Below are 25,210 nucleotides of genomic sequence, written 5' to 3' on the forward strand. Positions count from 1 at the left end.
ACGCCACTGTCGACCTCCCCGGCGGCCACCCACCGCCACAGGCGAAGTGACATTGCCCCACAATCGCTGTCAACGCCAATTTCGAGCCTCGAATTAAATGCCGGATTGAGCTAGTCCAGTGCTATCACGAGCCGGCTAAGTGAGGGGAGACGGCCGCTTGGCGCCCAAGGTCAGCGATAGCGATAGCGTGCGGCGGGAAAACCGCGGGCTGGTGCTGAGCACGTTGCGGGTGCACGGCCCGCAATCGCGAACCGTATTGGCCGCCCAAACTGGGCTGAGCCACGCCACGATAACCGCGATCACCACCGACCTCGTCGCACAAAACATCATAGTCGAACTGGTTTCGGCGGAGAAGCCGCAGGGCCGCACACGTGGCCGGCCGGCAACGCTGGTGGGCTTCAACCGCACCATCGGCTACGCCGCGCTGGTCGAGATCGACGTAAACAGGGCACGGGTCTCGCTGGTGGACTATGGCGGCGTGCTGGTCGACCGCTTTGAAAGCCCGGTAACGCCGACCACCTTCCAGGAGACCGCACCAACGGACTTCCTTGCCGAACGCCTGTCACAGCTGGCGGCGCGCAACCCCAAGGAAAGTCCAAACCTCAAGCGCATCGCGGTGTCGGTCCAGGGCATTCTCGACCGCGAGGGGCGCAGCCTCAAGTGGTCGCCAATAGCACACCTGGCTGGCCATGCCTTTGCCGACGACGTAGCCAGGTCAACCGGCCATCCGGTAACCGTGCACAAGCGTGGCCGCCTGCTAGCGGAAGGCGCCCGTTGGCTCGATCCGAGCCTGCATGACGCCAGCGTCGCCACGGTTTTCGTCGGCTCGACCGTAGCCATGGGTATCACGTTTCGTGGCCAGATCATGGGGCGCGGCGACGAAGGCGCCACAGAGTTTGGCCACATGAACCACATGCCCAATGGCGCCCTGTGCCGCTGCGGCATGCGCGGCTGCATCGAGGCATATGCCTCGGATTATGGCGTGTTGCGTGCGGCCTATTCCGTGCCCGAAACAGCGGCCCCTGCCCCCGCTGTGCCCGCAGCACAGTACGAGGGCCTGATCGCCCGGGCCGAAGCCGGCGATCGAGCTGCGACCCACGCCTTTAACCTCGCCGGCAGGGCCATCGGCTTTGGGCTGAGCCGCATGATGGCGGTGTTCGACCCCTCGCACGTCCTGATCGTCGGCCCAGGCGCCCGGGCCTTTAGCCTCATGCAGGGCGAAATTACCGCTGCCCTGGCCGGCACTTTGGTGTGCCGTATCAACGGCATGCCGCAGATCGTGCCGCATCACGACGAGAAGGAACCAATCTTCAAGGGCTTGCTTATGAAGACCCTCAATGAGATCGACCAGGCCGACTTCGCCGGCCTCGCCTAGATCTTCAGCCAGTCATAAAGCTGTTCGGAAAGCACCGTTGGCTCGTCTTCGGCCCCATGCAGTACCAGCTCGGCATTGGTGGGAGCCTCGAACGGCGAGTCGATGCCGGTGAAGTTCTTGATCTCGCCGGCGCGGGCGCGCTTGTAGAGACCCTTGGGATCGCGAGCCTCGCAGACTTCCAGCGGCGTATCGACATAGACCTCGGCAAAGTCGATATCGCCGGCAATCTCGCGCGCTAGGCGCCGTTCCTTCTCGAAAGGCGAGATGAACGAGACCAGCACGATCAGTCCGGCATCAGCCATCAGCTTGGCGACCTCAGCCACGCGCCTGATGTTCTCAACGCGGGCTGCCTCGGTGAAGCCGAGATCCTTGTTGAGGCCGTGGCGCACATTGTCGCCATCAAGGATATAGGCATGGCGGCCCTCCGCCGTCAGCCGCTTCTCGAGCAGGTTGGCGATGGACGACTTGCCCGACCCCGACAACCCCGTGAACCAAACAATCCGCGGCTGCTGGCCCTTCATTGAGGCACGAACCGCGCGATTCACGTCGAAAGCCTGGTAGGTCAGATTCTGCGCCCGCCGCAGGCCGAACTCGATCGTGCCGGCCCCCAAGGTAGCGTTGGACAAGCGGTCGATCAGGATGAAGCCGCCGGTCAAGGCGTTAGTGGCATAGCTATCAAAGGCCAACGGCTTGTCGGTCGCGATGGTAACGGTGGCGACCTCGTTGAGGTCGATCTTGGTCGCTGCAGTATGCTCCAGCGTGTTGACGTTGGTGCGGAACTTGAGATCGGTGATGGTCGCCGGCACGAGCTGCGAGCCGACCTTCAGCAGGTAAGAGCGTCCTGGAAAAGCGGACTCCTCGCTCATCCAGACCAGGCGTGCCTGGAACTGATTGGAGAATTCGGGCGTCTCGCCGGGCCGCGCCAACACATCGCCGCGCGACACGTCCACCTCGCGATCGAGCACCAGAGTTACGGCCTGCCCGGCCACCGCCTGGTTCAGCTCGCCATCCATTGTGACGATGCGCTTGATCACGGCCGGCTTGCGCGACGAGGCGATCAGCACATCATCGCCAACCGCAATGGCGCCTGACGCCACGGTGCCGGATAATCCGCGGAAGTCGAGATTGGGCCGATTGACCCATTGCACCGGGAAGCGGAACTTCTGCTCCGTTCGATCCTCGGCCACCTCGACAGTTTCAAGGTATGGCACCAGCGCCGAGCCCCTGTACCATGGCGTGCGTGGGCTAGTTGCGAGGATGTTGTCGCCCCGCAGCGCCGAAACCGGCACCGCCGCCAGGCTCTTGAAACCGAGGGGCTCGGCGAAGGCGCGATACTCGGCGACGATCTTGTCGAACACGGCCTGATCGTAGTCGACGAGATCGATCTTGTTGACCACCAGCACCACGTGCTTCACGCCGATCAGCGACAGGATGAAGCTATGCCGACGCGTCTGCGTCAGCACGCCCTTGCGGGCGTCGATCAGCACCAGCGCCAGATCGGCATTCGACGCACCGGTTGCCATGTTGCGCGTATACTGTTCGTGGCCAGGCGTGTCGGCGACGATGAACTTGCGCTTGTCGGTCGAAAAAAAACGATAGGCGACGTCGATGGTGATGCCCTGCTCGCGCTCGGCCGCCAGGCCATCGACCAGCAGCGAGAAGTCGATACCCTCATCGCCGGTCGTGCGGTTGCGGCTCTCTTTCTTCAGGCTCGCCAACTGATCGTCGAGGATGAGCTGGCTGTCATAAAGCAGCCGCCCGATCAGCGTCGACTTGCCATCATCGACGCTGCCGCAGGTGAGGAAGCGCAGCAACGACTTATCGGTCTGCTGGTTGAGCCAGAGGTCGATATCGGTATCAGGTGTAGCCATCGGCAGGGTCATATCAGAAGTACCCTTCCTGCTTCTTCTTTTCCATCGAACCAACGCTGTCGCTATCGATCAGCCGCCCTTCCCGCTCAGATGTGCGGCTGGCCTGCATTTCCATGATGATCTCGGGCAGGCTCGCCGCCGTGGATCGCATCGCGCCGGTCAGCGGATAGCAGCCCAGCGTACGGAAGCGCACCATTTCCTCGCGCGGCACCTCATCGGTATTGAGCGGCATGCGATCGTCATCGACCATGATCAGTGTGCCGAACCGCTCGACGATCGGGCGCTTCTTGGCGAAGTACAACGGCACGATCGGAATGCCTTCGGAATAGATGTAGGTCCAGATATCCAGCTCGGTCCAGTTGCTGAGCGGAAACACACGCATGCTCTCGCCCGGATTGAGGCGCGTATTGAACACCCGCCACAACTCGGGCCTCTGGTTCTTTGGATCCCAGGCATGGGTGGCATTGCGGTGCGAAAAGATGCGCTCCTTGGCGCGCGACTTCTCCTCGTCACGCCGCGCCCCACCGATAGCGGCATCGTATTGCCCAGCATTGAGCGCCTGCCGCAGAGCTGCGGTCTTCATGATGTCGGTATAGCGCGACGAGCCGTGATCGAACGGATTGATATTGTCGCGCAGGCCATCGGGATTGGTGTGGCTGATCAGATCGAACCCGTATTCCTCCGCCATCCGATCGCGGAACGCGATCATCTCGCGAAACTTCCAGGTCGTGTTGACGTGCAGTAGCGGAAACGGAATCTTGCTGGGGAAGAACGCCTTGCGGGCTAGATGCAGCAGGACGCTGGAGTCCTTGCCAATCGAATACATCATCACCGGCCGCTCGAAACTCGCGGCAACCTCGCGCAGGATTTCGATGCTCTCCGCCTCGAGGGTCTGCAGGTGGGTCAAGGGACTCTGGCTCACGCGGCCCATACTCCAACACCACGCCCCAACTGGGCGCTATTACCTGCCAGTGGTTAGGCCGGAGCCGCCTTCCGATCAAGCCCAAAACCCCCGCAAACCCTTAGCCTACAAGGCCTTGGGGCATATTTGTCTGCGACCCCGCCGAAGCTCGCCATAGCACTCTGTGCGACGTTCACGCAGTGCCAAAGAAGTGCTCCCGCAGCACCTGTTGCGCAAAAAAAATCCTCACTTGGACCGGAGAGGCAGGGTCACCGAATATCATTGGCCCCATGCCGCCGCACGAATACCATGCCGGAAAGGCCTCCAGTATCGCTCTAGAAAGGACATGATGACCAGCGCAGCCTTTCGATGGCACCCCTCCAATGGCCCCGGCGAAGCTGCGCTGGCCCGCATGCGGAAAGCCTTCCCTCGTCCGGATAGTCCAATGGGAGAGGCGTGGTTCATGGGCGAAACCCGCTACATGTTCACCAACTTGATGGGTGACCTCGACGGCCTGCCAATCAAGGAGCTCGACAAGCCACTGGAAGAGATCGCGGGCGGAGCGTCGAGCTTCGGTCCATCCGACGAATGGCGCGACTGGTTCCACTATCTGCTTCCGCGCCTCATCCCGCGTGCGAACGAGAGCTGGGTGAGCACGCTCGGCGAGACGCTGGTCACCGCATTCATGGCCGTATACCCGGCTGGAGTAGTAGAACCGCCATACAAGCTGTTTCGCGAGGACGCGATCAACACGCTCGGGCGTGTCCTGGTGCTCCCGTCCTGCTGGCACAATGGCCGGATTGTCCTCGGCGCTGTACTACACCGGCATGCATGGCCCGACGGCCGATGGGGTTGGCACGACGCGAGCGGCGACCTGTCGGCTTCAATGGCCTTCCTGCTCAAATACCTCACGCCCGACGACGTCCAGTCCTGGATCCGATCAGCGTTGTTGATTGAATGTCCTTACTGGCACGCGCAACTCCTCACCTGGTTCGTCGGGGGCCATGGCTTGCTGACCGGCGATGTCAAATCGCCATCTGAACTCCAGCGTAGCGGCGAACCCGCCATCCACTGGAATTGGTCCCATTGCCTCAAGGGTGATCCGTCAAACAAGGACGGGCCGTTCTTCCCGCCGGAAAACCGGCGGGCCGTGCTTGATGCCCTCGCGGAAAGCATGAATGAAGAGATTCTGCTGCAATGGCTCGCATCGATCGCCGAACTGCCCGAGTTGGAGGCGGAGCTGTTCGATATTCCGGACCAGTTCATGGAGCGGTATCTATAGAGAACGAACGACTATCGTGCGTCCGTCCCAGGGGTTCTTGGAGAACGTCAAAATCGGATGGTGCCGGCAACAGGGTTCGAACCCGTGACCCCCTGATTACAAATCAGGTGCTCTACCAACTGAGCTATACCGGCATGCGGGCGCGTTTAGCATTCGCCGCGCCAATCAGCAAGCGACCCATATCAAAACGGTCCATGGCATGACCGTTGACTGCATGGCAAAGCTCGATTGATGCTGCTTCGCGAGCAAGGCAGGTGGCCGACGGCCTGAGCAGCACCATCCACAAGCCGAACTCTCGAAGGCCGCAACAACCGCATGCTCCGCTTGATCAAACAACTCCTGTCGCCGCCGGTCCGTGAGGATATCGGTCATCCCCGGTTGAGCTCTGACGAATGGCCGGCTGTCGTCTACGCCATAGGCGACGTTCACGGATGTCACGCCGAACTGATGCGGCTTGAAGCCATCATCACCGCCGATGCAGCCAGTGTGGCTGGCGAAAAATGGCTGATCATGCTGGGCGATTACGTCGATCGCGGACCAGCATCCGCCGACGTCCTGCATCATCTTTGCCGGCCTCCGCCTGAGGGCTTCCGGCGCGTGTGCCTCCTCGGCAATCACGAGGCGATGATGCTGGATTTCCTCGCCAATCCCCGCAACGATTCCAGCTGGCTCCGGTTTGGCGGCATTGAGACGCTCAGGTCATACGGCATCGACGAGGCCCTCTTTGCGCAAGCCGACCTGACCGGTCGCAGATCGATACTCGACGACAGTATCCCGCCGGACCATGTGGCCTTCATGAGCAGCCTGCCTATCATGCTGTCACTGCCAGGCATGGTGTTCGTCCACGCGGGCATTCGGCCTAACGTCGCCATTGAAGCGCAGCAAGACGAAGATCTCATCTGGATCCGCGAAGCCTTCTTGGGCCTTGAGAGCCATTCCGGCCCGCGAGTGGTTCACGGTCACACACCTTCGGACAGGCCAAGCATACGCTCCCACCGTATCGGCATCGATACCGCGGCCTTTGCCACCGGCATCCTGACGGCGGTGCGCATGGATCGATCCGGTACGCTCTCTTTCTTTGACACGGCAGAAGTCTAGTCCAACGCGGATCGTATCCCGTTGCCCTCCGATCTGGCCTCTCGCTAGCTGGCTCCCGCCCCCTCCCTATGCTAGGCAGACGCGCGACTCTTTCCGGAGACTACCGTGTCGAGCCAACCCGCTGACCGCATTAACTTCGTCACCAATGGCACGCCGGAAGCAGATGCCGCTGCTGCGCGCCTTAAGGCCCGCTATGGTGATTACGCGCTGGAAACCGCCGATATCGTGGTTGCCCTGGGTGGCGACGGGCTGATGTTGCAGACGCTGCACCGCGTCATGCGCGTCGGGGTGCCGGTCTACGGCATGAATTTCGGTTCGGTCGGGTTCATGATGAACGCTTTCTCTGAAGACGACCTTGAGCAGCGCCTCAGCGTCGTCCAGCGTACCCGCATCTACCCGCTGTCCATGCAGGTTCTCGATACATCGGGCAAAAGTCAGACCGCCCTCGCGCTCAACGAAGTCTCGTTGTTCCGCTCGACCTACCAGGCGGCCAAGATCCAGATCATTGTTGACGGCGAGACGCGGCTGGATGAGCTGATCTGCGATGGCGCCCTTCTGTCCACGCCGGCCGGTTCTACGGCATACAATCTCTCCGCCCACGGCCCGATTTTGCCGATCGAGGCGCCGCTGCTGGCGCTGACCCCCATTTCTCCATTCCGCCCGCGTCGCTGGCGCGGCGCCATTCTGTCAAACCGCGCCGTGGTAAAGTTCGTCACGCGCGAGGCGGCCAAGCGCCCGGTCAGCGCGGTGGCTGATAATGTGGAATTCCAGAACGTGTTGGAGGTGACGGTGCAGGAGGATCGGACCCACGGCGTGACGCTGCTGTTCGACCCCGGCACGAGCCTTGAGGAACGCGTGCTCAGCGAGCAGTTCCGATACTGACGCAGGCGGCTTAGCTCAGGCGGCCGGCAAGGCGAGCCGGGTTTCCTCCATCAAGCCTGGCAGGGCCATTGGCGCCGAGGCGTCCTGGGCGAAGCTTGCCATCACGCCGCGCGCCGCCTTGCGCGCCAGCAGGATATTCTGCTCGCTGAGATAGGCGAATGCTTCCTCAAGTTCCGGGGGGATGACCCCATCATGCTCGCCGATCAGCTCCTCGGTTAACGCGGTGACCACGTAGTGGCGTGCACCTGCATCGTCGGCAAGATCGGTGGCGCGGGCATGCAGCACCAGGCGTGCCAGCAGGTTGCGGACGCCAGCGCCCAGGCCGCACCGCGCAAACAATGCATTAAGCGCCGGTCGGCTGCCGCTTTCGAGCAGGGCAAAGACCTTGCCGCGCGGCGTCTGCGCCAGTTCAGCAAGGCAATCGGCAAAGAACATCACATGACCGGTAACCACGGCATGCAGCAGGATGCGGGTATTGACCCTGTCGGTGACGATCAGGTCGGAGACATAGATCGGGCACGCCTTGACAGCCTCGCGTTCGCCAATTGCCGAAAGGGCGGTATCCGAACTGTCGCGCAACACACGCCCCAGCCGATCAGCCGGCAGTGCACCCTTGACGATGCGGGCTTGGCGCAATGCCTCGGTCACCTTCTGCACCAGCAGCAAGCGCGCAGCGGCCGGCAAGTCCTTGCGTCCAAGCAGCGCCCCTCGCATTTCGGCGTCTTCGCCAAAAGCAACGGCCAGTTCGGTGAGCAACGTGTCGCCGAGGGCAATCTCGCGGCGCTTCACCAGCCGGAGGGTCAGTTGGCTATCCTGTCGCGCGACGAGCGCTGCGGCGAGGCGCGGACTGATCGTCGATCGCTGGCTGATCGACAGCAGCATGGAAAGATCGAGCGTGCGAACAAGCCCGATGAGGTCGGCATCGATCAGAACCGGAGAGTATTGCAGCACGGCACGCGCGATCACCGCACTATCGTGCAGCAAGGCCAGCATGATGGGCCGCGGCGCTTCGGTCGAGTGCAACAGGCCATACGCCAGCGCGGCGCGAACCTTCACCGAGGGATCGTCCAGAAAGCCGATCAGAGCGGCGTAAAGAGCGGCATGCTCATCGGCCGGCCCGACATGGTTGAGATAGGCCAAAGCCGAAAGGTGGGCCGCGCTGCCACGTTCCTCGCTATCCAGCGACTGGGAAAGTGACACGAACTCCTGATACGCAACCATTCCGCTCTCCGCACATCGGCAAATTGACCTTATGCGGGAAGGCTTAAGGAACGGTTCACCATAAATGCGGCAGCCGGACAATGTCCGCAGCGCCTTACCTCGCGTAAAGCTGCGTAAAGAACGCACCCCCGGCGTCAGGGTCGGCGGGCCCGGTCGTCTCTGGCTCGGTCTTGAACAGGCCCGTAAACGACATGTTCTCCGGCGAGAACCGCGACGGCACGACCGGCAAGGTGGCAGGTGCCGGTCCCTGCCCCGCCAATTGCTGCGCCGCGAAATTGGCATTGGTGTCGCCGGCTTCGTGTTTGGACACCAAAACCCGATACACATCCCGGATCGTGCGCGCCTGCCCGTCCGAGTAGAAGATCGCTCGATTGGCCGAGGCCTGCTTGGGAAAAAGGTCGGCAGCGATCTGGTCGGGGTTTTGCAAACCGGCCGTGAACATCCGCTCCGCCCCCTGTGCCCCCAGGAAATGGGCGATGTAGAGCTCTCCGGCACTGGGCATGCGACCGAAGCGGGCCTGCAGATAGTCGCCATTGGACTTGGTGAAAGCCGCCGCCAGGTCCGACGCGATCTGCGGGTCCTCCCGCAGCTTCAGCACCTGCGCCTTGATGGCCGGATCGCGGATGAAATAGTCGCCGTCGCTATTCCGCTCAATATTCTGCGCTATGTCGCCGTAACCGAGACGCGGGCCTTCTTCTTTCATCACCTGCAACCAGGTGCTCTCGAGAAACTGGAACAGGCCTACCGCCGAAGATGTCTGCGCCTTAGCTTCCGGGTTGAGGCTGCTTTCGCGAACCGCGGTCTGCAGGAGATAGTCGAAGTCGACCCCGTTCCGGTCTCCCGCTGCGGTCAGCACATAGGCCAGGCTTTGTGGCACTGAAATCGGCTGTACGCCCATGGGCGGGGTCGCTCTCCAGAATCGCGTCCCCGCATCTTAATATCGGCAAACGTTAACTGCGCGTTAACCATCCACTCATGCCTGGGCGTCACCCCAGCGGCTGACGATATCACCAAGCGCTGGCCGGGGCCGGTCCTCGATCGTCGCGGTCGGCGTACCGATATGCACAAACCCCACGAAGCGCTCGCCCTCGCGCACCCCGAGCATGGCGGCGGCAGCGGCGTCGAACGCGTACCAGCGCGTCACCCACGAGGCCGCAAATCCGAGCGAATAGGCAGCATGCATCAGGTTGAACGCTACATTGCCAGCCGAAAGCAATTGCTCAAACTCTGGCACTTTCGGATGCACCTTAGGCGAGGAAATCACGCCTATGGTCAGCGGCGCGGGCAGAAACCGCTGCCGCTCGATGTCCAAACTGGCCTGGTCGAGATCCGGCGTATTCTGCTTGGCGATTGCCGCCAACGCCTCACCGGCCTTGATCCGATCCTCACCCGCGATGAGAACCAGACGCCAGGGCGTGATCTTGCCGTGATCGGGCACGCGCGTGCCGATCGTCAAAATTTGCTCCAGCTCGCTTGGCGTGGGACCTGGCTCCTGCAAAAACGCAATACCCACCGAGCGGCGGGTCAGAAGGTAGTCGCGTAACGCAGTATTGACGGGCATGTTCGGAGCTCCCTGTGACCGTCGCGAGCTTTAGCCACAAAGGCCGCGGTGCGCCAGAACCCACAGGCGGCATGCGACAAAAACCACCAGCCTTGCCATTGCCCTGTTTTCATCGCGCGATCTCTGTGACACAGCTTTTCCCCAATCGCCTCCTATGACGGCGATGCCGATTCAGTGTTGCGGCAGGAGACCAGATGCGCGTGCGACAATTGCCAGCCCTGTTGCTTGCCCTGGCCCTTCTATCCCCTATGGCCATTGTGCCGGTCGTCCCTACCGCCGCTCAGGAGGCAGCGGACGAGATGCCCCCGATGCCACGCCCCCGACCTGATCCAGACGCTCTACCCGCCAGCCCGCCGCCAGCGGCCGCGCCCGCGACGACCGAAGCAACCGATGCTATCGCAGCGGTGACCTCGGCGCCGCAGTCGGTCGTGCTCACCGCCCGCATCACCCAGGACGGCGCCCCGATTCCCGATGGCCTAGTCTGGCGCATATTCGACACCAAACCCGACGCCAGCGGTGAACTGGCGCTTGTCGCCAAGTCAGATGAAGGCTCCGCCAAGGTTGAGCTACCACCTGGCGAGTATGTCGTGCATGTCGCCTATGGCCGCGCCCAGACCAGCGAGACGATGGCCGTGGTCTCCGGCGCCAACGAAAAGAGCTTCGTGCTTGAGGCTGGCGCCCTCCGTCTCAATTCGGCGGTCACGGGCGACATTGCCATCCCGGCCAACCTGCTGACCTTCGACATCTTTACCGGCGGCGACGAAGCCACCCGCACCGTGATTGCCGAAGGTCTTCTGCCCAACGATATCGTGACCCTCAACGCCGGCACCTACCATATCGTCTCCCACTTCGGGTCGGTAAACGCGGTGGTCCGGGCCGATCTGCGGGTGGAGCCGGGTCAACTGACTGACGCCACGCTCTACCACCACGCCAGCCAGGTCTCGTTCAAGCTTGTCTCCGAGGCCGGCGGCGAGGCCATTGCCGACGTCGAGTGGACGGTCAAGACCGCCGACGGCGCGACTATTTTCTCCGACCTAGGGGCCTTCCCCTCGACCGTTCTGGCGATAGGCGACTATCTGGTTCTGGCCAAGCAGGGCGAACAGGTCTTCAACCGCGAGTTCCAGGTTCAGGCCGGATCAGCGCGTGAAATCGAAGTACTGACCACCGCCCACTAGTTCGAGAGCTTGCTGCTAACCTTGGCGCCCAGCGCAGGCACAATGCGGTAACTGCCACTCCATTCCGCATAGGCGCTGGAGATCACGCCATTCGCGTCGGCTGCCGCGTAAGCCGATTGGCCTGGAAGAATTTCGACCGCCACGACTCCGGCTTCATTCAGCCTGAGCGCTCCGGCATGCACAGCCGCGACCGCGAGCGCAGAATCGTCGGTATAGACGCCGTCGCCCCAGACAGACCCGGCCAGCGAGCCGACCACCTCGAACTTGAAGATCGTACCATTCTGGCCACGATATTGGGTAAGGTTGCCCGGGTCGGGGAGCGTAGTTGCCCCGTCGATCGGCTCGACCCCGACCAGCCGATAGGCGATATCCCAGGCGCCATAAGCCAGGCTGGTTACACCGTGGCGCTCAGCTCCCGCATAGGAAGCGGGCCCCTCGATCACCTCGAGGCTGACAATCCCGCCTTCGCCCGGCTCCAGCAGGCCTGCATGCACTGCAGCGGCGGCCAAAACGGAGTCGCTGGTGTAGATGCCGTCGCCCCAAACACCACCGCGCGTGTTGCCAACCACAACAAATCGCAGCGTCTTTCCGATCGAGCCCGCATGGTTGAAGAGGCTTCCCGGATCGGGCGAGGGCGCCGTCGACGGGACCGTCATGGTTGGTGTACCGAGCTTGGCGGGAACCTGCGGCACAGATGGCGACTGCGCCAAAGTGCCCTGCACCAATACGAGCACGATAGCCGAAACGAAGAGCAGTGTAGCGGCGCCGGTTGGGAACACGGACTGGGCTCGTCGGGTTGTGGAACTGGGCGCTATATTGCCCGCAGCGCCGACGCTGACAAGATGTCCCGGTTCGGCGTTTGCCTATTGAAGCTGTCATGCCAATAGACCAGATTGCCGACAACCACAGCGGGAGAAAATCTACCAATGCTGACCAGCACCACGTCCCGGCGCCGCCTTGGCGCGCTTGCCGCCGCCTGCCTACTGAGCGTCGCGCTGCCCATGGCACCTGCCTGGGCCCAAAAGACCAAGACCAAGGATTCACCGGCTACGGAAGCATCAGCACCGGTGATTACGGAATCCGTCGATATTCCCACGATCGACGCTGTCGACTCCAACGTCGATGAAGATACCCTTCGCGCCATTTTCAGCGGCAACGTGACTGACAATGCCGATGCACTGGCCGGGCTGGACGCGACCAGCATCACCATTCCGGCGATCAATGTACAAACAACCACGACCGTCGAAGGCAAAACCACCAACGCTACCGTGACCTTCAGCGACCTCGTGCTCAACAACGTCGCAGACGGCGTGGCCGCTTCGGTGACGCTCTCGGGCATGAGCATTGACAGCGCTGAGGATGGCAGCGGCGCATTCGGCGCGGTCTCGGCTACGAACTTCAACATTGCCGGCGTACTGGGCATGTATGGCCTGGTCGACGCTGGCGGCGGGACCGAGCTCAAGACCATCTACACCGACTTCAACTTCGAGGGCGGCACCATCACGTCGCCGGAAGTGAACTGCACGATCGGCTCGATGACGGCGGCAGAGTTCAAGGCCCGCCCGCTTAAGCACAGCTTCGCTGAAATGATGGCGCTGGCCGAGGCGGTGGAAGCCGAGGGAGAAGATGCGTCTCCGGAGGTTATGGGCCAGGCCATGCGCATGTATGCCGACATGCTGACCGCGTTTGAATCCTCGCCCATCGAGTTTGGCGGCTTCGAGTGCAGCGGCGTCGACGAGGAAGATCGCCCGATCGACTTCAAGGTCGCTGGCATGTCCGTCGGCGGAATGAGCCCCGGCATCTATCCGGCCATAACCATGACCGGCCTGGAAGTCGCCGTCGAGGGCGACGGCGCCGTCGGGCTCGGCAGCTTCGACATGAAGGCCATGGACCTATCTGGCCCTATCGCCGCCATCGAGGCTGCCCCCGAGACCATCGACGAGGCATGGCTCACGGCAAATGCCCGCGCCATGATCCCAGCCTTCGAAGGCTTCTCGTTCTCCGATCTGCGCATTGACGTGCCCGATCCGGAAACCGAAGGCGCTCGCATCAAAGCCACCGTTGGCGCTTTCGACCTGACGCTCGGCAGCTACCTCAACGGCATCCCGACCGATCTGCTGACCACAGCCAGCAATATCGTGGTCGATCTGCCGACCGATTCCACCGACGAACAGGTCCAGCAATTGCTGGCTCTGGGCGTGACCTCCATCGACGCCGGCTTCACCGTGGATGCATCCTGGAACGAAGCGGAAGACACCATCGCCTTCGACGAAGTATCGATAACCGGCGCGGACCTGGCCACAGTCAAGCTCGTCGGCACCATCGCCAATGCCACCGAAACCCTGTTCAGCCTCGACGAGAACGAGGCCTTGATGGCTGCAATGGGCGTGGCCGTGGCCAACCTCAAGGTTGACGTCATCGATGCGGGGCTCTCCGACATCATCATGGCGAGCGTGGCCGCCGAACAGGGTGGCGATCCGGCAACCATGCGTCCGGTCTTCGCCGGTCTCGCTGAAGGCACGGTTGTGGGGTTCCTGGCCGGCGCAGCCGAGGCCCAAAAGGTGGGGGCCGCGATCAATAGCTTTGTCAGCGGCAATGCCAAGCACCTGACCATCGAGATGACGGCCAAGGACGCGCCCGGCATCGGCATGATGGACTTCATGGCCGCCGAGGACGATCCCAGCCTGCTGATCGGCAAGGTGACGATAGACGCCACCGCAAAGTAAGAGAACCTGGGGCCGCCTTCGGGCGGCCCTTTCGTTTTCAGGCTACCGCTTTGGCCGCCGCGCCCATGGCCCAGGCAAGCAAAGCGACCGCCACCCCTGACGTACTGCCCTCGACGTAGCAACGCAGTTCAGGCGCATTGCCCGACGCGCGGAAGTGCACCATGTCGCCGGACAGCGTGCGAAACTGCAAGCCGTCGACCGTCGATAGGCTTGCAATGCCATGCGGCGCGAAGAAGCTTTCGGCAAAGGCACTGTCGTTTTCCAGCTGGGCGAGAAACGCCCCACTCCGCTCTGACGGCACGTCCTGTATCCGGTCGGCCACTGCATGTTGCAATGGCAACGATGCGACCACCTCGCCTATGGTCCTGCCCTCCCGCGCAGCGAGACCCAGGGCGCAAAGCAACGGCAGAACCGCGTCGCGTGTCGGTAATGGGGGCAGAGGTCGTCCATCGATCACCACACCATCACCAACAAACGTGCCGCCATTAGCCTCGAAACCCACGACCCCATCCCGGTTTTCCTTCATGACAGCAACGACGAAGGGCGACCCCACCTTGGTGCGGATGACCTTGTCGAAAAACCCCGTTCGCTCGATCGCCGAATTGGACGTCACCGGCGTTACAACTGTTCGCGCGCCGAGAAACCGCGCGGCAAGCAACCCGAGTACGTCGCCCCGCACAAAAGCCCCACTGCCATCCATCATCAAGGGCCGGTCGCCATCCCCGTCCGAGGACACGATCGCATCCAGCCTCTCGCTGGCCACCCATCCTCCAAGCGGCGCCAGAACGGCATCGCCAAAGGCCTCAGTGTCGACGGCCACGAAGGCATCGGTGCGGCCTAGTCGAACGACCTCCGCTCCAGCGCGACGCATGATGGACGCCAACAAGTCACGCGCCACGGTGGAGTGCTCGAACACCCCGATACGCAGGCCCGCCAACGCGCCCCCGGGCAGGATATCGGCGAAACGCTGGAAATAGCGCTCAGCCGCCGCGTCGGCCTCGTCACCCATCCGCACCGAGCTACCCGGAAAGAACTCGTCGTTCAATTCGGCCAGAATGCCTGCCTCATCCGCCTTGCTGATTTCGCCGCTCGGCAGATAAAACTTCAGCCCGTTGCGATCAGCCGGAATGTGACTGCCGGTGACCATGATCGCGCCGCAGCCTGCGGCCATCGCGTGGTAGGCCAGTGCCGGCGTGGGAATGGCGCCACAATCCACCGCCTGCAGCCCAAGCTGCGCGATCGCCGCAGCGCAATCGGCCATGATCTGTGGGCTGGACGGGCGAAAGTCGCGGCCCAGAAATACCTTGCCGCCACCGATCTGCCCCGAGCTTCTCATGTGACACAGGAACGCCGCCGTGTATCGCCGGGCCGCCTGCCACTCGAGTTCGACGGCTAGGCCGCGCAGGCCGCTGGTTCCAAATTTGAGGCTGCTCTGGGACACCGGACAATACTCGCTGCTGCTATTCGCGCTTCATAGGCGATAGTACCGCCGGTACCAATCCACGAAACGCGCCACGCCCTCGGACATTTCGGTGAGCGGAACGTCCCCGATGAGTTGCCGGAGCAGCGTCGGATCAGCCGCGGTATCGCGCGGGTCCCCCGCTTGTAGTGGTAGAAACCGGCGCTCCGCCTTCATGCCCAATGCTGCCTCAATGGCATCCACGAAATCCAGCAGGGGTTGCGGCCGTCCACCGGCGAGGTTCACACACCGATACGGCGCCACAGCTGAAAGAGAATCCCCGTCCACCGGCTGTCCAATGGTCGGCGGACGCCCGATCAGCCGCATCACCGCCTCGATGAGATCATCGACATAGGTGAAGTCCCTCTGCATCTGACCCTGCCCATAAATGTCGATCGGTTGCGCGGCGAGGATCGCCGCAACGAACTTGAACAGAGCCATGTCCGGTCGCCCCCAAGGCCCGTAGACAGTGAAAAAGCGCAGGCTGGTCGACGGAATGGCCCAGAGATGGGAATAGGCATGCACCATTGCCTCTCCGCCCTTCTTGGTCGCGGCATAGAAGGACAGCGGCAGGTCGGCGCTGTGCAGCTCCGAAAATGGCGCCTGCTGGTTGCCACCATAGACCGAACTCGAAGACGCGAACAGAAAATGCCGCGGCGGCAATGCCCGCACCGCTTCCAGCAGGTTGGCCGTCCCCACCAGATTGGCTTGGACATAGCTTGCCGGCTGCTCCAGGCTGTAGCGTACGCCCGCCTGTGCCGCGAGGTGCACCACGATCTCGGCATCGGCGCCTTCCAGCGATTGCCGCAATAGCTGGGCGTCTTCGACCCTGCCCTCGATGAGAGTGAAGCGCTCGTAGCCCGCCAGTTCACCCAGCCGGGCGCGCTTCAGCGACACGTCGTAATAGTCGGTGAGCCCATCAAAGCCGGTAACGCTGTGCCCCTCGTCGAGCAACCGCCGCGCCAGGTGATATCCTATGAACCCGGCGGTTCCGGTAACGAACACATTCATTCAGCAGCCTCTTGCGGGACGACGGGCCGCCCGACACTGACATAGCGCAGCCCATGGCGCGTGATTTCATCGGCACGATAGACGTTACGGAGGTCGACGAACACATCGCCACCCATCTGGCTGCGCAACCGGGCGACATCGAGCGATCGGAAGGCATTCCACTCCGTCACCAGCACCAGCAGCGCTACGCCCTCCGCAGCCTCGTAGGCATCTCCAACCACCGTCAGTGCTGGCAACTGTGCCTTTGCGGCCGCCGCTCCCGCCGGGTCATACGCGATCACCTCTGCGCCAGACTCCAGCAGCATGCGGGCAATGGCGACGGCCGGCGATTCCCTGATATCATCGGTCTCCGGCTTAAACGTCAGCCCCAACAGCCCAATTCGCCGCCCAGCAACATCGCCGCCGCAGGCCTCAACAATCTTGCCGACCATAGCCAGCTGCCGCTCAGCATTGACGGCGATCGTGGCCTCCACCAGTCGCATCGGCAGGCCAAAATTGCGGCCCGTGGCCAGCAAGGCCCGCGTATCCTTGGGGAAGCACGACCCGCCATAGCCGGGCCCGGCATTGAGGAACTTCGGCCCAATCCGCCGATCGAGCCCCAGCCCCCGTGCAATATCCTGCACATTGCCACCCGAGGCCTCGCACAGGTCCGCCATCTCGTTGATGAAGGTAACCTTCATCGCCAGGAACGCGTTGGCGGCATATTTGGTGATCTCCGCACTGCGGCGGCTGGTGAACAGAATGGGCGCTTGGTTGAGGTAAAGCGGCCGATAGACCTCCGCCATCACGGCCCGCGCGCGCTCGTCCTCGACCCCGATGATGATGCGGTCTGGTCGCTTGAAATCGTCGATTGCCGCGCCCTCCCGCATGAATTCGGGATTGGAGACAACGGCAATGTCATCTCCCTGCCGCGCCAACCGCACCACGCCGGCGACATGATCCCCCGTCCCGACCGGCACGGTGGACTTAACCGCAATCACCGCGTCCGGCCTCAGCCATGGCGCAATGCCCAGGGCAGCGGCGTGGACGAAGCTGAGATCGGCCTCGCCATCCTCGCCACGAGTCGGCGTACCCACGGCCAGAAACACCACATCGGCCGTTGCCACGGCGCCATTGGCATCGGTTGTGAACGACAGCCGCCCCGCCGCCAGGTTGGTGGCCAGCAACTGGTCCAGACCCGGCTCGTAGATCGGTGATTTGCCGGTCATCAGTTGGGCGACGCGATCCTCGTCGATATCAACGCAAGTGACCCGGTGGCCGAAATCGGCAAAGCAGGCCCCTGCAACGAGCCCGACATATCCGGCTCCGATCATGACGATGTTCATTGGCCGACTCTCCTGTTCGACCGCGCCATCAGTCCACGTCAGGCTTGACGCTGCGATGACGCTTGGTGACGCTGCGAATGGCCTTGCCCTCGAGGCGCCGTTGCTTGGACGCCAGCGTCGGCCTGGTCGCTACGCGGGCCTTCGGGGCATAGGCACCGGCCACCAGCAGGCCCACCAGCCGTTCCAGCGCATCGGCGCGGTTCATCGGTTGGTCCCGGTGACTGTTGGCGGCGATGATCAGAATGCCATCCTTGGTCAGTCGCCGCCCGGCCAGCGTCGCCACGCGCCGTTTCATGGCTTCGGGAATATTGGGCGACGCCATGAGGTTGAACCTCAATTGCACCGCACTCGACACTTTGTTGACGTTCTGCCCGCCCGGCCCGGCTGAGCGCACGAATGTTTCTTCGATCTCGCCGGGATCGATGGAAATGGAGCGGGTGATGACAATGGGATCAGCCATCCCCGCCCCTTCCTAGTTCCGGTAGCGACCCGCGAAGATGATCTCACCCTCGTGGATCGTCAGGCCCTTGATGGTCGCGCGGTACTTGCCCGGCAGGCCTTCCGCCTCGATCACCCAGCCCTTCTTCAGCATGCCGGCAAAGACCTTTTCACCGATATCCTTGAAGTCGCCGGGTCCAAGCGCATTGTCCTCACCCAGATGGGTGAGGGCCTTGATTTCGCGATTGGACGGACGTTGCGGCACGGTTCAGGCCGCCTTCGCCTTGAGATCGGGTGCGGTCGCTTCGGCCATGAGCGCCACAAGGGCATCCATGAACGGCTCGACTTTCTGGCCTTCGGCGCCGAGCCGGCGGACCGATACAGTCCCCTCCTCGGCCTCACGCTTGCCGACCACGAACATCAGCGGCACTTTGCCGACCGAGTGCTCGCGCACCTTGTAGTTGATCTTCTCGTTGCGCGCGTCGAGTTCGGCACGGATGCCGGCGGCCTTGAGCTGTTTCACCAGCTTTTCAGCATAGTCATCCGCTTCCGACACGATGGTCGCGACGACCACCTGGGTTGGTGCCAGCCACATCGGCATCTTGCCGGCATAGCTCTCGATCATCATGCCGATGAACCGCTCGAGCGACCCAAGAATCGCACGATGCAGCATGACCACATACTGACGTGAACCGTCCTCGGCGACATAGGTCGCGTCCAGACGTTCCGGCAGCACGTAATCGAGCTGCAGCGTTCCCACCTGCCACGAACGCCCAATGGCATCCTTGAGGTGGAATTCCAGCTTGGGCGCGTAGAAAGCGCCCTCACCCTCGGCGATCTCGAAATCATAGCCGGTCGCGCGCAGGGCATCGCCCAGCGCCTTCTCGGCCGCGTCCCAGCGCTCGATCGTGCCGCCGAACTTCTCCGGCCGCGTAGCGAGCTTGATGACGACATTCTCGAAACCCATGTGGCCATAGACCGAATAGAGCAGATGCACGAAATGCTCGGTTTCGCTCTGAATCTGGTCTTCACGGCAGAAAATATGCGCGTCGTCCTGCGTCATCTGGCGAACGCGCATGAGCCCGTGCAGAGCACCATGCGCTTCGTTACGATGGCAGCAACCGAACTCGGCCATGCGCAGCGGCAGGTCGCGATAGCTCTTGATGCCCTGGTTGAAGATCTGGATATGGGCCGGGCAGTTCATCGGCTTGAGCGCCATCAGGTCGCCCTTGCCGCTCAAGACCGGGCCTTCCTCTTCCGTACCGGGCACTTCGTCAGGCACCACGAACATGTTTTCGCGGTACTTGCCCCAGTGGCCGGACGCCTCCCAGAACTTCGAGCTCATCAGCTGAGGCGTCTTCACCTCGACATAGCCGGACGAGTTCAGACGGCGGCGGATATACGCCTCCATCTGATTGTAGAGCACATAGCCCTTGGGGTGCCAGAACACCGAACCCTGCGCTTCCGGCTGGAAATGGTACAGGTCCATCTCCTGACCGATCTTGCGGTGGTCGCGCTTCTCGGCCTCCTCCATCATGTGGAGATAGGCATCCAGCTCTTCCTTGGTCGCAAAGGCCGTGCCGTATATGCGGCTTAGCACCGGATTGTTGCTGTCGCCACGCCAATAGGCGCCGGCCACCTTGGTCAGCTTGAACGCCGTGCCAACATCCTTGACCGTGCGCATATGCGGACCACGGCAGAGGTCGATCCACTGACCTTGCTTGTACATCTTGAGCGACTGGTCAGCCGGAATGGCATCGACCAGTTCGACCTTGAAGGCCTCGCCCTTGGTGCGGAAGAAGTCCTTGGCCTGGTCGCGCGTCCAGATTTCTTTGGTGAAGGCCGCCCCACGATCGATAATTTCGGCCATCTTCTTCTCGATGACCGGGAAGTCCTCTTCCGAGAACGGCACGTCACGCTTGAAGTCGTAATAGAAGCCGTTTTCGATCACCGGGCCGATCGTCACCTGCGTGCCGGGCCACAGCTCCTGCACCGCCTCGGCGAGCACGTGCGCCGTGTCGTGCCGGATCAGCTCCAGAACGTCCTTGGACCCACTGTCGCGCGTAACGAACTCGATCTTGCCGTCTTCTTCCAGCGCGTCCGACAGGTCGGAAAGCACGCCGTTCCAGCGCATGGCCACCGTCTTCTTGGCGAGGCTCTTGGAGATACCTTCGACCACGGTGGTCCCGGTGGTGCCACGCGCATAGTCGCGAGCTGCACCGTCGGGGAACGTCACCTTGATCGTCATTTTAGGTCTCCAGAAATTGGGATTGCTGTTTGCAATTTGCAAACAAGGCGGCCTGTCTAGCACGGTTTCCAAGCAATTCCAGCAGCCGAGGCTGGCAAAAGCACAATGCTCGCCAACAACCGGCCGTCACGGGACCGTCTACTTCCAGCGCCCATAGCGCCAAGGTGCATACCACCGCCCGCGCTCGACCACGGCCTCCGGCACCGGATCATAGCCATGTGTGCCGCCCGGACGGCAGCGCCAGATGCGAGCCAGGCCCATCCACCCGCCCGGCCAGAAGCCAAAGCGCCAGATTGAGTCCCGCGTGTACTCCGAACATGTCGGCAGGTGGCGGCAATTGCGCCCCATAAACATCGACAGCGTGTAGCGGTAGACGGTGATCAGCAGCACCGCCGCGGATTTGAACGGCAGGTCCACCACTCGCCAGAAGAAGCCGATGACTCGATCCATCAGCGCGCGGCCGTAACCGATTCCGCGGATTCGATTTTTTCCAACGCCTCAACCACCGCATCAAACACCAGCAGCGTCGACATATGGCGGGCGCGATACTCCCGCACCGGTTCCAGATAACCGAGATCGCTCCACCTGCCCGCAGGCGGCACGCCGTTTTCTTTCAGCATGGCATGCATCTGCTGACGAACCTGGCGGAACTCATCAATCGGCGTTCCGACAATCTCGCGCGCGACCACGGCCGCCGAGGTCTGCCCGAGCGCGCAGGCCGATATATCGTGCCCATAAGCCACGATGGCACCATCGCGCACGGTCACGTCGACCTCGACCACAGACCCGCACACCCGGCTTACCTTCCGTGCGCTGGCATCCGGGGTCGCCAGTCGCCCGGGCTGCCGCGCGTTTCCGGCAAGGTCGAGGATCTTCTGGGAATAGAGATCGCTAAGTTCCATAAAACGCACAATTCTGTTTCTTGTGACTGTCGCCACCGCCCCCTATATAGGTCGTCCTAGCCGGACTGTCAGGTTGTGTCGCAATTTGCAGTCGTCAAACGTCATGGTTTCGAAGAATGACCAGACGCAAGGAACCACTTCGATGGATGCTCGTACCAAGCCCCTGGGCGCCGTGACCACCTCGACTGCTGTATTCCCTCGGCCAACCCAGGAAGAAGCGGAAGCCGCAGTACGCACGCTCTTGGCATGGGCTGGCGATGATCCGACCCGCGAGGGCCTGCTCGAAACGCCCGGCCGCGTCACGCGTGCCTTTGGCGAATTCTTTGCCGGTTACGAGCAGGACCCCAAGGCCATCCTCTCCAAGACCTTTCGGGAAGTCGGCGGCTATGACGATATCGTCCTGGTCAAGGACATCCCGTTCAGCTCGCATTGCGAGCATCACATGGTCCCGTTCGTGGGCAAGGCCCACATCGCCTACCTGCCACATGACGGCGTTGTCGGCCTGTCCAAACTGGCTCGGCTCGTCGAGGTCTTCTCCCGCCGCCTGCAGACGCAGGAAAACCTGACAGCGCAGATCATCGACGCCATCAACGAACATCTTGGGCCACGCGGCGCTGCGGTCATGCTGGAAGCCGAGCATATGTGCATGTCGATGCGCGGTGTGCGGGCTCATGGTGCCTCGACGATCACCCACCGTTTCACCGGCGTTTTCGCCGAAGATCGTGTGGAGCAGGACCGCTTCTTCGCGATGATCGACCGCCGCTGACAGCAATCGCGATCAAGCCCGGCATAGGCTAAGCTGGCATTTCGGACCATCAAAAGCCGAGCCGCCATGCAGTCCATCGAACGCGCCATTTGGTTCATCGAAACCCGCTTTGCCGACGAGATCACCCTCGACGAGATCGCAGCAGTTGGCGGCATTTCGCGGTTCCACCTGTCGCGCAGCTTCGCCACCATTACTGGTCTGCCGGTCATGGCCTATGTCCGCGGCCGGCGCCTGACCCTGGCAGCCCATAAGCTGCTGGCCGGCGCGCCCGACATTCTCGCGGTGGCCCTGGATGTCGGCTACAACTCGCATGAGGCATTCACCCGTGCCTTTCGCGACCACTTCGGCCAGACACCCGATCAGCTACGCACCCACGGCATCGCTGACCCCGGCCTGCTGGTCGAACCGCTGCGACTGGACGAAACCCTGCTCGTCGACCTGCCCCGGCCCCGCATCGAGGATGCCGCCCCCCTGCGCATAGCCGGCTTTGGCGAGCGCTACACCTTCAGCACCAACCAGGGCATCCCGGCCCTCTGGCAGAAGTTCATGCCCTATATCGGCCACATGCCGGGCCAGCGCGGCGACGTGACCTACGGCGTCGCCGCCGATTTCGAGGAAGATTGTAGCTTCGGCTACGTCGCTGGCGTGGAGGTATCGCCCACCGCCGAGCTCGACGAGGGCATGGCCTATATCGACATCCCGGCCCAGCGCTACGCTGTCTTCGCCCATTCGGGCCACATCTCGACCATGCGGCGCACCGCCTACTCCATTTGGGCGCAGTACTTTCCCTCGAGTGAACTGATACCCACCGGCGGCCCGAACTTCGAACGCTATGGCGCCGCCCATGACCCTGTCACCGGCTACGGGATGGTCGAGGTGTGGGTGCCGATTGCGCTCTGAGCCGATGCGGCGCTACAACGCCAGCATGACAATCACCTTCGCCGATCCCACCGCGCTCACCCACGAGCAACTCGAAGAAGGCACCGCCTTCGCCCCGCGTTTCGACGCTGCTGGCCTCGTGACTGTCGTCACTACCGAGGCCGGCACCAACGAAGTGCTGATGCTGGCCCACATGAACGCCGAAGCTCTCTCGCTGACCCTGGAAACCGGCATCGCCCATTACTGGTCGCGCTCGCGCGGCAAGCTCTGGAAAAAGGGCGAGACCTCGGGAGAATTGCAGGAGGTCGTCGAACTCCGCACCGATTGCGACCAGGACGCCATCGTACTGGTGGTCAACCAGACCGGCCGCGGCGCTGCCTGCCACACCGGCCGCAAGTCATGCTTCTATCGCCGGGCTTCGGTGACACAGGGCGAAGCGAGCCTCGACGACATCGGCCTGCCCCGCCTGTTCGATCCCCATGCCGTCTACGGCTGCTAGCTGCGCCGCTCGAACAGACCAACCATGAGTATGCCGGCGAAGAACCCGCCCAGGTGGGCCTGCCAGGCAACACCGACTTCAGCGCCGGTAAACAATGGCAGCAACGGAACCGCCGCGTTCAGCACCACCCAGATCAGGATGAACATGCGCGCCCGGTTGTCCTGCCATAGATCGCCAAAGCTCGCCAGATTGCGCCCCACCACCACGCGCTGACCCGTTTCCGGATCCTGGGCGACGATGACAGGCTGAAAAATGAATCGCACCGCGGCGCCTGTGAGCCCGGCCACGCCGCCGGATGCCCCGATCAGGTATGCGCCGGTGTAAAGCGTCGTCGCCGCAAAGAACGCCGCGCCCGCCGCCGCCGAAACAAAGAAGATCGCCAGCATCGGCCCTGCCCCATACCGCCGGGAAACGGGCGTCGCGAAAATCGCAAACCAGGCGGCATTGACCAGCAGGTGATCCCATCCGCCATGCAGCAGCGCGTGGCTGAATGGCGTCCAGATAAGCGGCACCGCCAGCGAAATGTCATCGCCCGCAGCCACGATTCGCAGCGGCAGGAAGGCGAACCACGTGACCAGCTGGTTGAGTCCTTGCTGGTTAAGAACCAAGGTTGACGCAAGATGAACGGCCGCCAGCACCCCAATTACGGCCGTTACCGCGCCAGGCAACAGGAAGACCGGCTCGCGCTGCGCCGGGCCCGGATTCACCGGCGCCCCACCTTGTTCACTCATCACTTCGCTCCGACTCGCTGGCGGTCCGTGCCTTCCAGCCTTCTTTTCCACATTGGGACAGCGCCGTTAACCTTAACTATTCTTTAAGGGCGCTTTTGCCCCCCGCATTTGTCAATGTTGGCGGGAGGCGACGGCATTCCACGGGGAGGATGCTGGCGCGATTTGGCGGGTCACGACAAGAATGCAAAAAACGAGCACCAGAACGCTCTATGACTACTGGAATTCTATCCGTGGCTCGCGCAGCGCGCCCGAGCGGAAGGATATCGACCCGACGCGCATTCGCGAGGCTCTCGCCAATACCTTCATCCTCGAACTCGACGAGAGCGAGAAGTTCTCCTTCCGATTGGCCGGGTCGCACCTTTGCACCAGCTATTGTCGCGAGCTCAAAGGTCGCTCGTTCTCTGCACTCTGGCACGAGCGCGACAGTGATGCGATGGAAACCCTTATCCGCGCCGTCACTGAAGACCATGCCGTTGCGCTGGTCACCTTCCAGGGCACCACTGCTGTCCACACCAAGGTGAGCTTCGAAACGATACTGATGCCCCTGCGGCACAACGGCTCCACCCACACCCGCCTTCTGGGCGCGATGACCGCACTCGACGAGCCCTATTGGCTCGGAGTCCAGCCCATCATGGAACAGCGCATCACTGGTCTCCGCCTGATCTGGCCCGATGATGTGGCCCTCGAGGATGGCGTCCGCGAAGTGGCGACCAAGGTGGTCAACGACGTGACCTTTGCCCATCACACCCCCACCGCCATGCCTGCCACGGTCTATGGCCGCAGTGCCCGCCGCTACGCCCATCTGGCCGTGATCGACGGCGGCCGTCAGTAACTGTACTGATAACGCAAAGCTGGCAATT

At 62.5% G+C, this 25,210-nt stretch carries 25 protein-coding genes and 1 tRNA gene; 10 read left to right on the top strand and 16 right to left on the bottom strand.

The genetic code is table 11. The features are described from left to right. Window positions 1-157: 157 nt before the first annotated feature. Window positions 158-1,375, top strand: coding sequence for an ROK family transcriptional regulator (locus MF606_RS12095; protein WP_240229488.1), 1,218 nt, complete (start codon window positions 158-160; stop codon window positions 1,373-1,375). Here MF606_RS12095 and cysN read toward each other — a convergent pair. Beyond that, on the bottom strand, window positions 1,372-3,258 hold the full coding sequence (gene cysN / locus MF606_RS12100) for a sulfate adenylyltransferase subunit CysN (protein ID WP_420842207.1): 1,887 nt from the start codon (window positions 3,256-3,258) through the stop codon (window positions 1,372-1,374). The genes MF606_RS12095 and cysN overlap by 4 nt on opposite strands. 1 nt (window position 3,259) lies before the next feature. After that, window positions 3,260-4,168 carry a sulfate adenylyltransferase subunit CysD gene (gene cysD, locus MF606_RS12105; RefSeq protein ID WP_240229489.1) on the bottom strand — a complete coding sequence of 303 codons (909 nt, stop codon included), beginning with the start codon at window positions 4,166-4,168 and terminating at the stop codon, window positions 3,260-3,262. A 328-nt stretch (window positions 4,169-4,496) separates the two neighbouring features. Between cysD and MF606_RS12110 the strand changes: the two genes are divergently transcribed. Next, complete coding sequence (locus MF606_RS12110) at window positions 4,497-5,429, top strand: hypothetical protein (RefSeq protein ID WP_240229490.1); 933 nt, start codon at window positions 4,497-4,499, stop codon at window positions 5,427-5,429. Window positions 5,430-5,487: 58 nt separating this feature from the next. Here MF606_RS12110 and MF606_RS12115 read toward each other — a convergent pair. Next, window positions 5,488-5,563, bottom strand: a tRNA-Thr gene (locus MF606_RS12115). A 190-nt stretch (window positions 5,564-5,753) separates the two neighbouring features. Between MF606_RS12115 and MF606_RS12120 the strand changes: the two genes are divergently transcribed. Continuing rightward, window positions 5,754-6,527: a metallophosphoesterase family protein gene (locus MF606_RS12120; protein ID WP_240229491.1), complete on the top strand. Its 774-nt coding sequence runs from the start codon at window positions 5,754-5,756 to the stop codon at window positions 6,525-6,527. Window positions 6,528-6,632: 105 nt separating this feature from the next. Continuing rightward, entirely contained in the window at window positions 6,633-7,409 is a 777-nt protein-coding gene (locus MF606_RS12125) for an NAD kinase (protein WP_240229492.1), read from the top strand. A 15-nt stretch (window positions 7,410-7,424) separates the two neighbouring features. Here MF606_RS12125 and MF606_RS12130 read toward each other — a convergent pair whose 3' ends face one another. The 3 genes from MF606_RS12130 to MF606_RS12140 form a co-directional block, all read right to left on the bottom strand. Next, window positions 7,425-8,630, bottom strand: coding sequence for a DUF2336 domain-containing protein (locus MF606_RS12130; protein WP_240229493.1), 1,206 nt, complete (start codon window positions 8,628-8,630; stop codon window positions 7,425-7,427). 94 nt (window positions 8,631-8,724) lie between these two features. Continuing rightward, window positions 8,725-9,528, bottom strand: a complete 804-nt coding sequence (locus tag MF606_RS12135) for a transglycosylase SLT domain-containing protein (protein WP_240229494.1) — start codon at window positions 9,526-9,528, stop codon at window positions 8,725-8,727. Between the two features lie 75 nt (window positions 9,529-9,603). Next, window positions 9,604-10,191 (bottom strand): nitroreductase family protein, encoded by a 588-nt coding sequence (locus MF606_RS12140; RefSeq protein WP_240229495.1) that lies wholly within the window; start codon window positions 10,189-10,191, stop codon window positions 9,604-9,606. A gap of 308 nt (window positions 10,192-10,499) precedes the next feature. Between MF606_RS12140 and MF606_RS12145 the strand changes: the two genes are divergently transcribed. Beyond that, window positions 10,500-11,366 carry a hypothetical protein gene (locus MF606_RS12145; protein WP_240229496.1) on the top strand — a complete coding sequence of 289 codons (867 nt, stop codon included), beginning with the start codon at window positions 10,500-10,502 and terminating at the stop codon, window positions 11,364-11,366. On the opposite strand, the gene MF606_RS12150 is transcribed toward MF606_RS12145, so the two are convergent. Then, a complete protein-coding gene (locus MF606_RS12150) occupies window positions 11,363-12,145 on the bottom strand; it encodes an LCCL domain-containing protein (RefSeq protein WP_240229497.1) in 783 nt (260 codons plus the stop codon). The two genes, MF606_RS12145 and MF606_RS12150, sit on opposite strands and share 4 nt — an antisense overlap. 147 nt (window positions 12,146-12,292) lie before the next feature. Here MF606_RS12150 and MF606_RS12155 point away from each other — a divergent pair, with 147 nt between their 5' ends. Next, window positions 12,293-14,092 carry a hypothetical protein gene (locus MF606_RS12155; RefSeq protein WP_240229498.1) on the top strand — a complete coding sequence of 600 codons (1,800 nt, stop codon included), beginning with the start codon at window positions 12,293-12,295 and terminating at the stop codon, window positions 14,090-14,092. A 37-nt stretch (window positions 14,093-14,129) separates the two neighbouring features. On the opposite strand, the gene MF606_RS12160 is transcribed toward MF606_RS12155, so the two are convergent. From MF606_RS12160 to MF606_RS12195, 8 genes are all read right to left on the bottom strand, one after another. Next, window positions 14,130-15,533 (bottom strand): phosphomannomutase, encoded by a 1,404-nt coding sequence (locus MF606_RS12160; RefSeq protein ID WP_240229499.1) that lies wholly within the window; start codon window positions 15,531-15,533, stop codon window positions 14,130-14,132. Window positions 15,534-15,563: 30 nt separating this feature from the next. Next, on the bottom strand, window positions 15,564-16,562 hold the full coding sequence (locus tag MF606_RS12165; RefSeq protein WP_240229500.1) for an NAD-dependent epimerase/dehydratase family protein: 999 nt from the start codon (window positions 16,560-16,562) through the stop codon (window positions 15,564-15,566). Continuing rightward, window positions 16,559-17,887 carry a UDP-glucose dehydrogenase family protein gene (locus tag MF606_RS12170; protein ID WP_240229501.1) on the bottom strand — a complete coding sequence of 443 codons (1,329 nt, stop codon included), beginning with the start codon at window positions 17,885-17,887 and terminating at the stop codon, window positions 16,559-16,561. Before MF606_RS12170 ends, MF606_RS12165 begins: the two co-directional genes overlap by 4 nt. A 28-nt stretch (window positions 17,888-17,915) precedes the next feature. After that, window positions 17,916-18,347, bottom strand: a complete 432-nt coding sequence (gene arfB, locus MF606_RS12175) for an alternative ribosome rescue aminoacyl-tRNA hydrolase ArfB (RefSeq protein WP_240229502.1) — start codon at window positions 18,345-18,347, stop codon at window positions 17,916-17,918. Window positions 18,348-18,359: 12 nt separating this feature from the next. Beyond that, the gene (locus MF606_RS12180) at window positions 18,360-18,590 is read right to left on the bottom strand and encodes a hypothetical protein (protein WP_240229503.1); all 231 of its coding nucleotides are present in this window, start codon (window positions 18,588-18,590) and stop codon (window positions 18,360-18,362) included. 3 nt (window positions 18,591-18,593) lie between these two features. Continuing rightward, entirely contained in the window at window positions 18,594-20,573 is a 1,980-nt protein-coding gene (thrS, locus tag MF606_RS12185) for a threonine--tRNA ligase (RefSeq protein ID WP_240229504.1), read from the bottom strand. A gap of 138 nt (window positions 20,574-20,711) precedes the next feature. After that, entirely contained in the window at window positions 20,712-21,023 is a 312-nt protein-coding gene (gene yidD / locus MF606_RS12190; protein WP_240229505.1) for a membrane protein insertion efficiency factor YidD, read from the bottom strand. Continuing rightward, a complete protein-coding gene (locus tag MF606_RS12195) occupies window positions 21,023-21,475 on the bottom strand; it encodes an iron-sulfur cluster assembly scaffold protein (protein WP_240229506.1) in 453 nt (150 codons plus the stop codon). Before MF606_RS12195 ends, yidD begins: the two co-directional genes overlap by 1 nt. A gap of 142 nt (window positions 21,476-21,617) precedes the next feature. Between MF606_RS12195 and folE the strand changes: the two genes are divergently transcribed. From folE to hisI, 3 genes are all read left to right on the top strand, one after another. Continuing rightward, on the top strand, window positions 21,618-22,241 hold the full coding sequence (folE, locus tag MF606_RS12200; RefSeq protein WP_240229507.1) for a GTP cyclohydrolase I FolE: 624 nt from the start codon (window positions 21,618-21,620) through the stop codon (window positions 22,239-22,241). A gap of 66 nt (window positions 22,242-22,307) precedes the next feature. Next, window positions 22,308-23,141 (top strand): AraC family transcriptional regulator, encoded by an 834-nt coding sequence (locus tag MF606_RS12205; RefSeq protein ID WP_240229508.1) that lies wholly within the window; start codon window positions 22,308-22,310, stop codon window positions 23,139-23,141. Window positions 23,142-23,166: 25 nt separating this feature from the next. Further along, a complete protein-coding gene (gene hisI, locus MF606_RS12210) occupies window positions 23,167-23,619 on the top strand; it encodes a phosphoribosyl-AMP cyclohydrolase (RefSeq protein ID WP_240229509.1) in 453 nt (150 codons plus the stop codon). On the opposite strand, the gene MF606_RS12215 is transcribed toward hisI, so the two are convergent. Then, the gene (locus MF606_RS12215; RefSeq protein ID WP_240229510.1) at window positions 23,616-24,401 is read right to left on the bottom strand and encodes a rhomboid family intramembrane serine protease; all 786 of its coding nucleotides are present in this window, start codon (window positions 24,399-24,401) and stop codon (window positions 23,616-23,618) included. The two genes, hisI and MF606_RS12215, sit on opposite strands and share 4 nt — an antisense overlap. Window positions 24,402-24,531: 130 nt before the next feature. On the opposite strand from MF606_RS12215, the gene MF606_RS12220 reads away from it, so the two are divergent. Further along, window positions 24,532-25,182: a PAS domain-containing protein gene (locus MF606_RS12220; protein WP_240229511.1), complete on the top strand. Its 651-nt coding sequence runs from the start codon at window positions 24,532-24,534 to the stop codon at window positions 25,180-25,182. Window positions 25,183-25,210: the final 28 nt, after the last annotated feature.

The organism is Devosia lacusdianchii, from assembly GCF_022429625.1.
GTDB lineage: Bacteria > Pseudomonadota > Alphaproteobacteria > Rhizobiales > Devosiaceae > Devosia > Devosia lacusdianchii.

Bases quoted from the DNA above. Each gene is read 5' to 3' on its own strand.
- cysN (WP_420842207.1), bottom strand. From the start codon at position 3,258: ATGACCCTGCCGATGGCTACACCTGATACCGATATCGACCTCTGGCTC.
- MF606_RS12110 (WP_240229490.1), top strand. From the start codon at position 4,497: ATGACCAGCGCAGCCTTTCGATGGCACCCCTCCAATGGCCCCGGCGAA.
- MF606_RS12130 (WP_240229493.1), bottom strand. From the start codon at position 8,630: ATGGTTGCGTATCAGGAGTTCGTGTCACTTTCCCAGTCGCTGGATAGC.
- MF606_RS12135 (WP_240229494.1), bottom strand. From the start codon at position 9,528: ATGGGCGTACAGCCGATTTCAGTGCCACAAAGCCTGGCCTATGTGCTG.
- MF606_RS12140 (WP_240229495.1), bottom strand. From the start codon at position 10,191: ATGCCCGTCAATACTGCGTTACGCGACTACCTTCTGACCCGCCGCTCG.
- MF606_RS12145 (WP_240229496.1), top strand. From the start codon at position 10,500: ATGCCACGCCCCCGACCTGATCCAGACGCTCTACCCGCCAGCCCGCCG.
- MF606_RS12155 (WP_240229498.1), top strand. From the start codon at position 12,293: ATGCTGACCAGCACCACGTCCCGGCGCCGCCTTGGCGCGCTTGCCGCC.
- MF606_RS12165 (WP_240229500.1), bottom strand. From the start codon at position 16,562: ATGAATGTGTTCGTTACCGGAACCGCCGGGTTCATAGGATATCACCTG.
- MF606_RS12170 (WP_240229501.1), bottom strand. From the start codon at position 17,887: ATGAACATCGTCATGATCGGAGCCGGATATGTCGGGCTCGTTGCAGGG.
- arfB (WP_240229502.1), bottom strand. From the start codon at position 18,347: ATGGCTGATCCCATTGTCATCACCCGCTCCATTTCCATCGATCCCGGC.
- thrS (WP_240229504.1), bottom strand. From the start codon at position 20,573: ATGACGATCAAGGTGACGTTCCCCGACGGTGCAGCTCGCGACTATGCG.
- yidD (WP_240229505.1), bottom strand. From the start codon at position 21,023: ATGGATCGAGTCATCGGCTTCTTCTGGCGAGTGGTGGACCTGCCGTTC.
- MF606_RS12195 (WP_240229506.1), bottom strand. From the start codon at position 21,475: ATGGAACTTAGCGATCTCTATTCCCAGAAGATCCTCGACCTTGCCGGA.
- folE (WP_240229507.1), top strand. From the start codon at position 21,618: ATGGATGCTCGTACCAAGCCCCTGGGCGCCGTGACCACCTCGACTGCT.
- MF606_RS12205 (WP_240229508.1), top strand. From the start codon at position 22,308: ATGCAGTCCATCGAACGCGCCATTTGGTTCATCGAAACCCGCTTTGCC.
- hisI (WP_240229509.1), top strand. From the start codon at position 23,167: ATGACAATCACCTTCGCCGATCCCACCGCGCTCACCCACGAGCAACTC.
- MF606_RS12220 (WP_240229511.1), top strand. From the start codon at position 24,532: ATGCAAAAAACGAGCACCAGAACGCTCTATGACTACTGGAATTCTATC.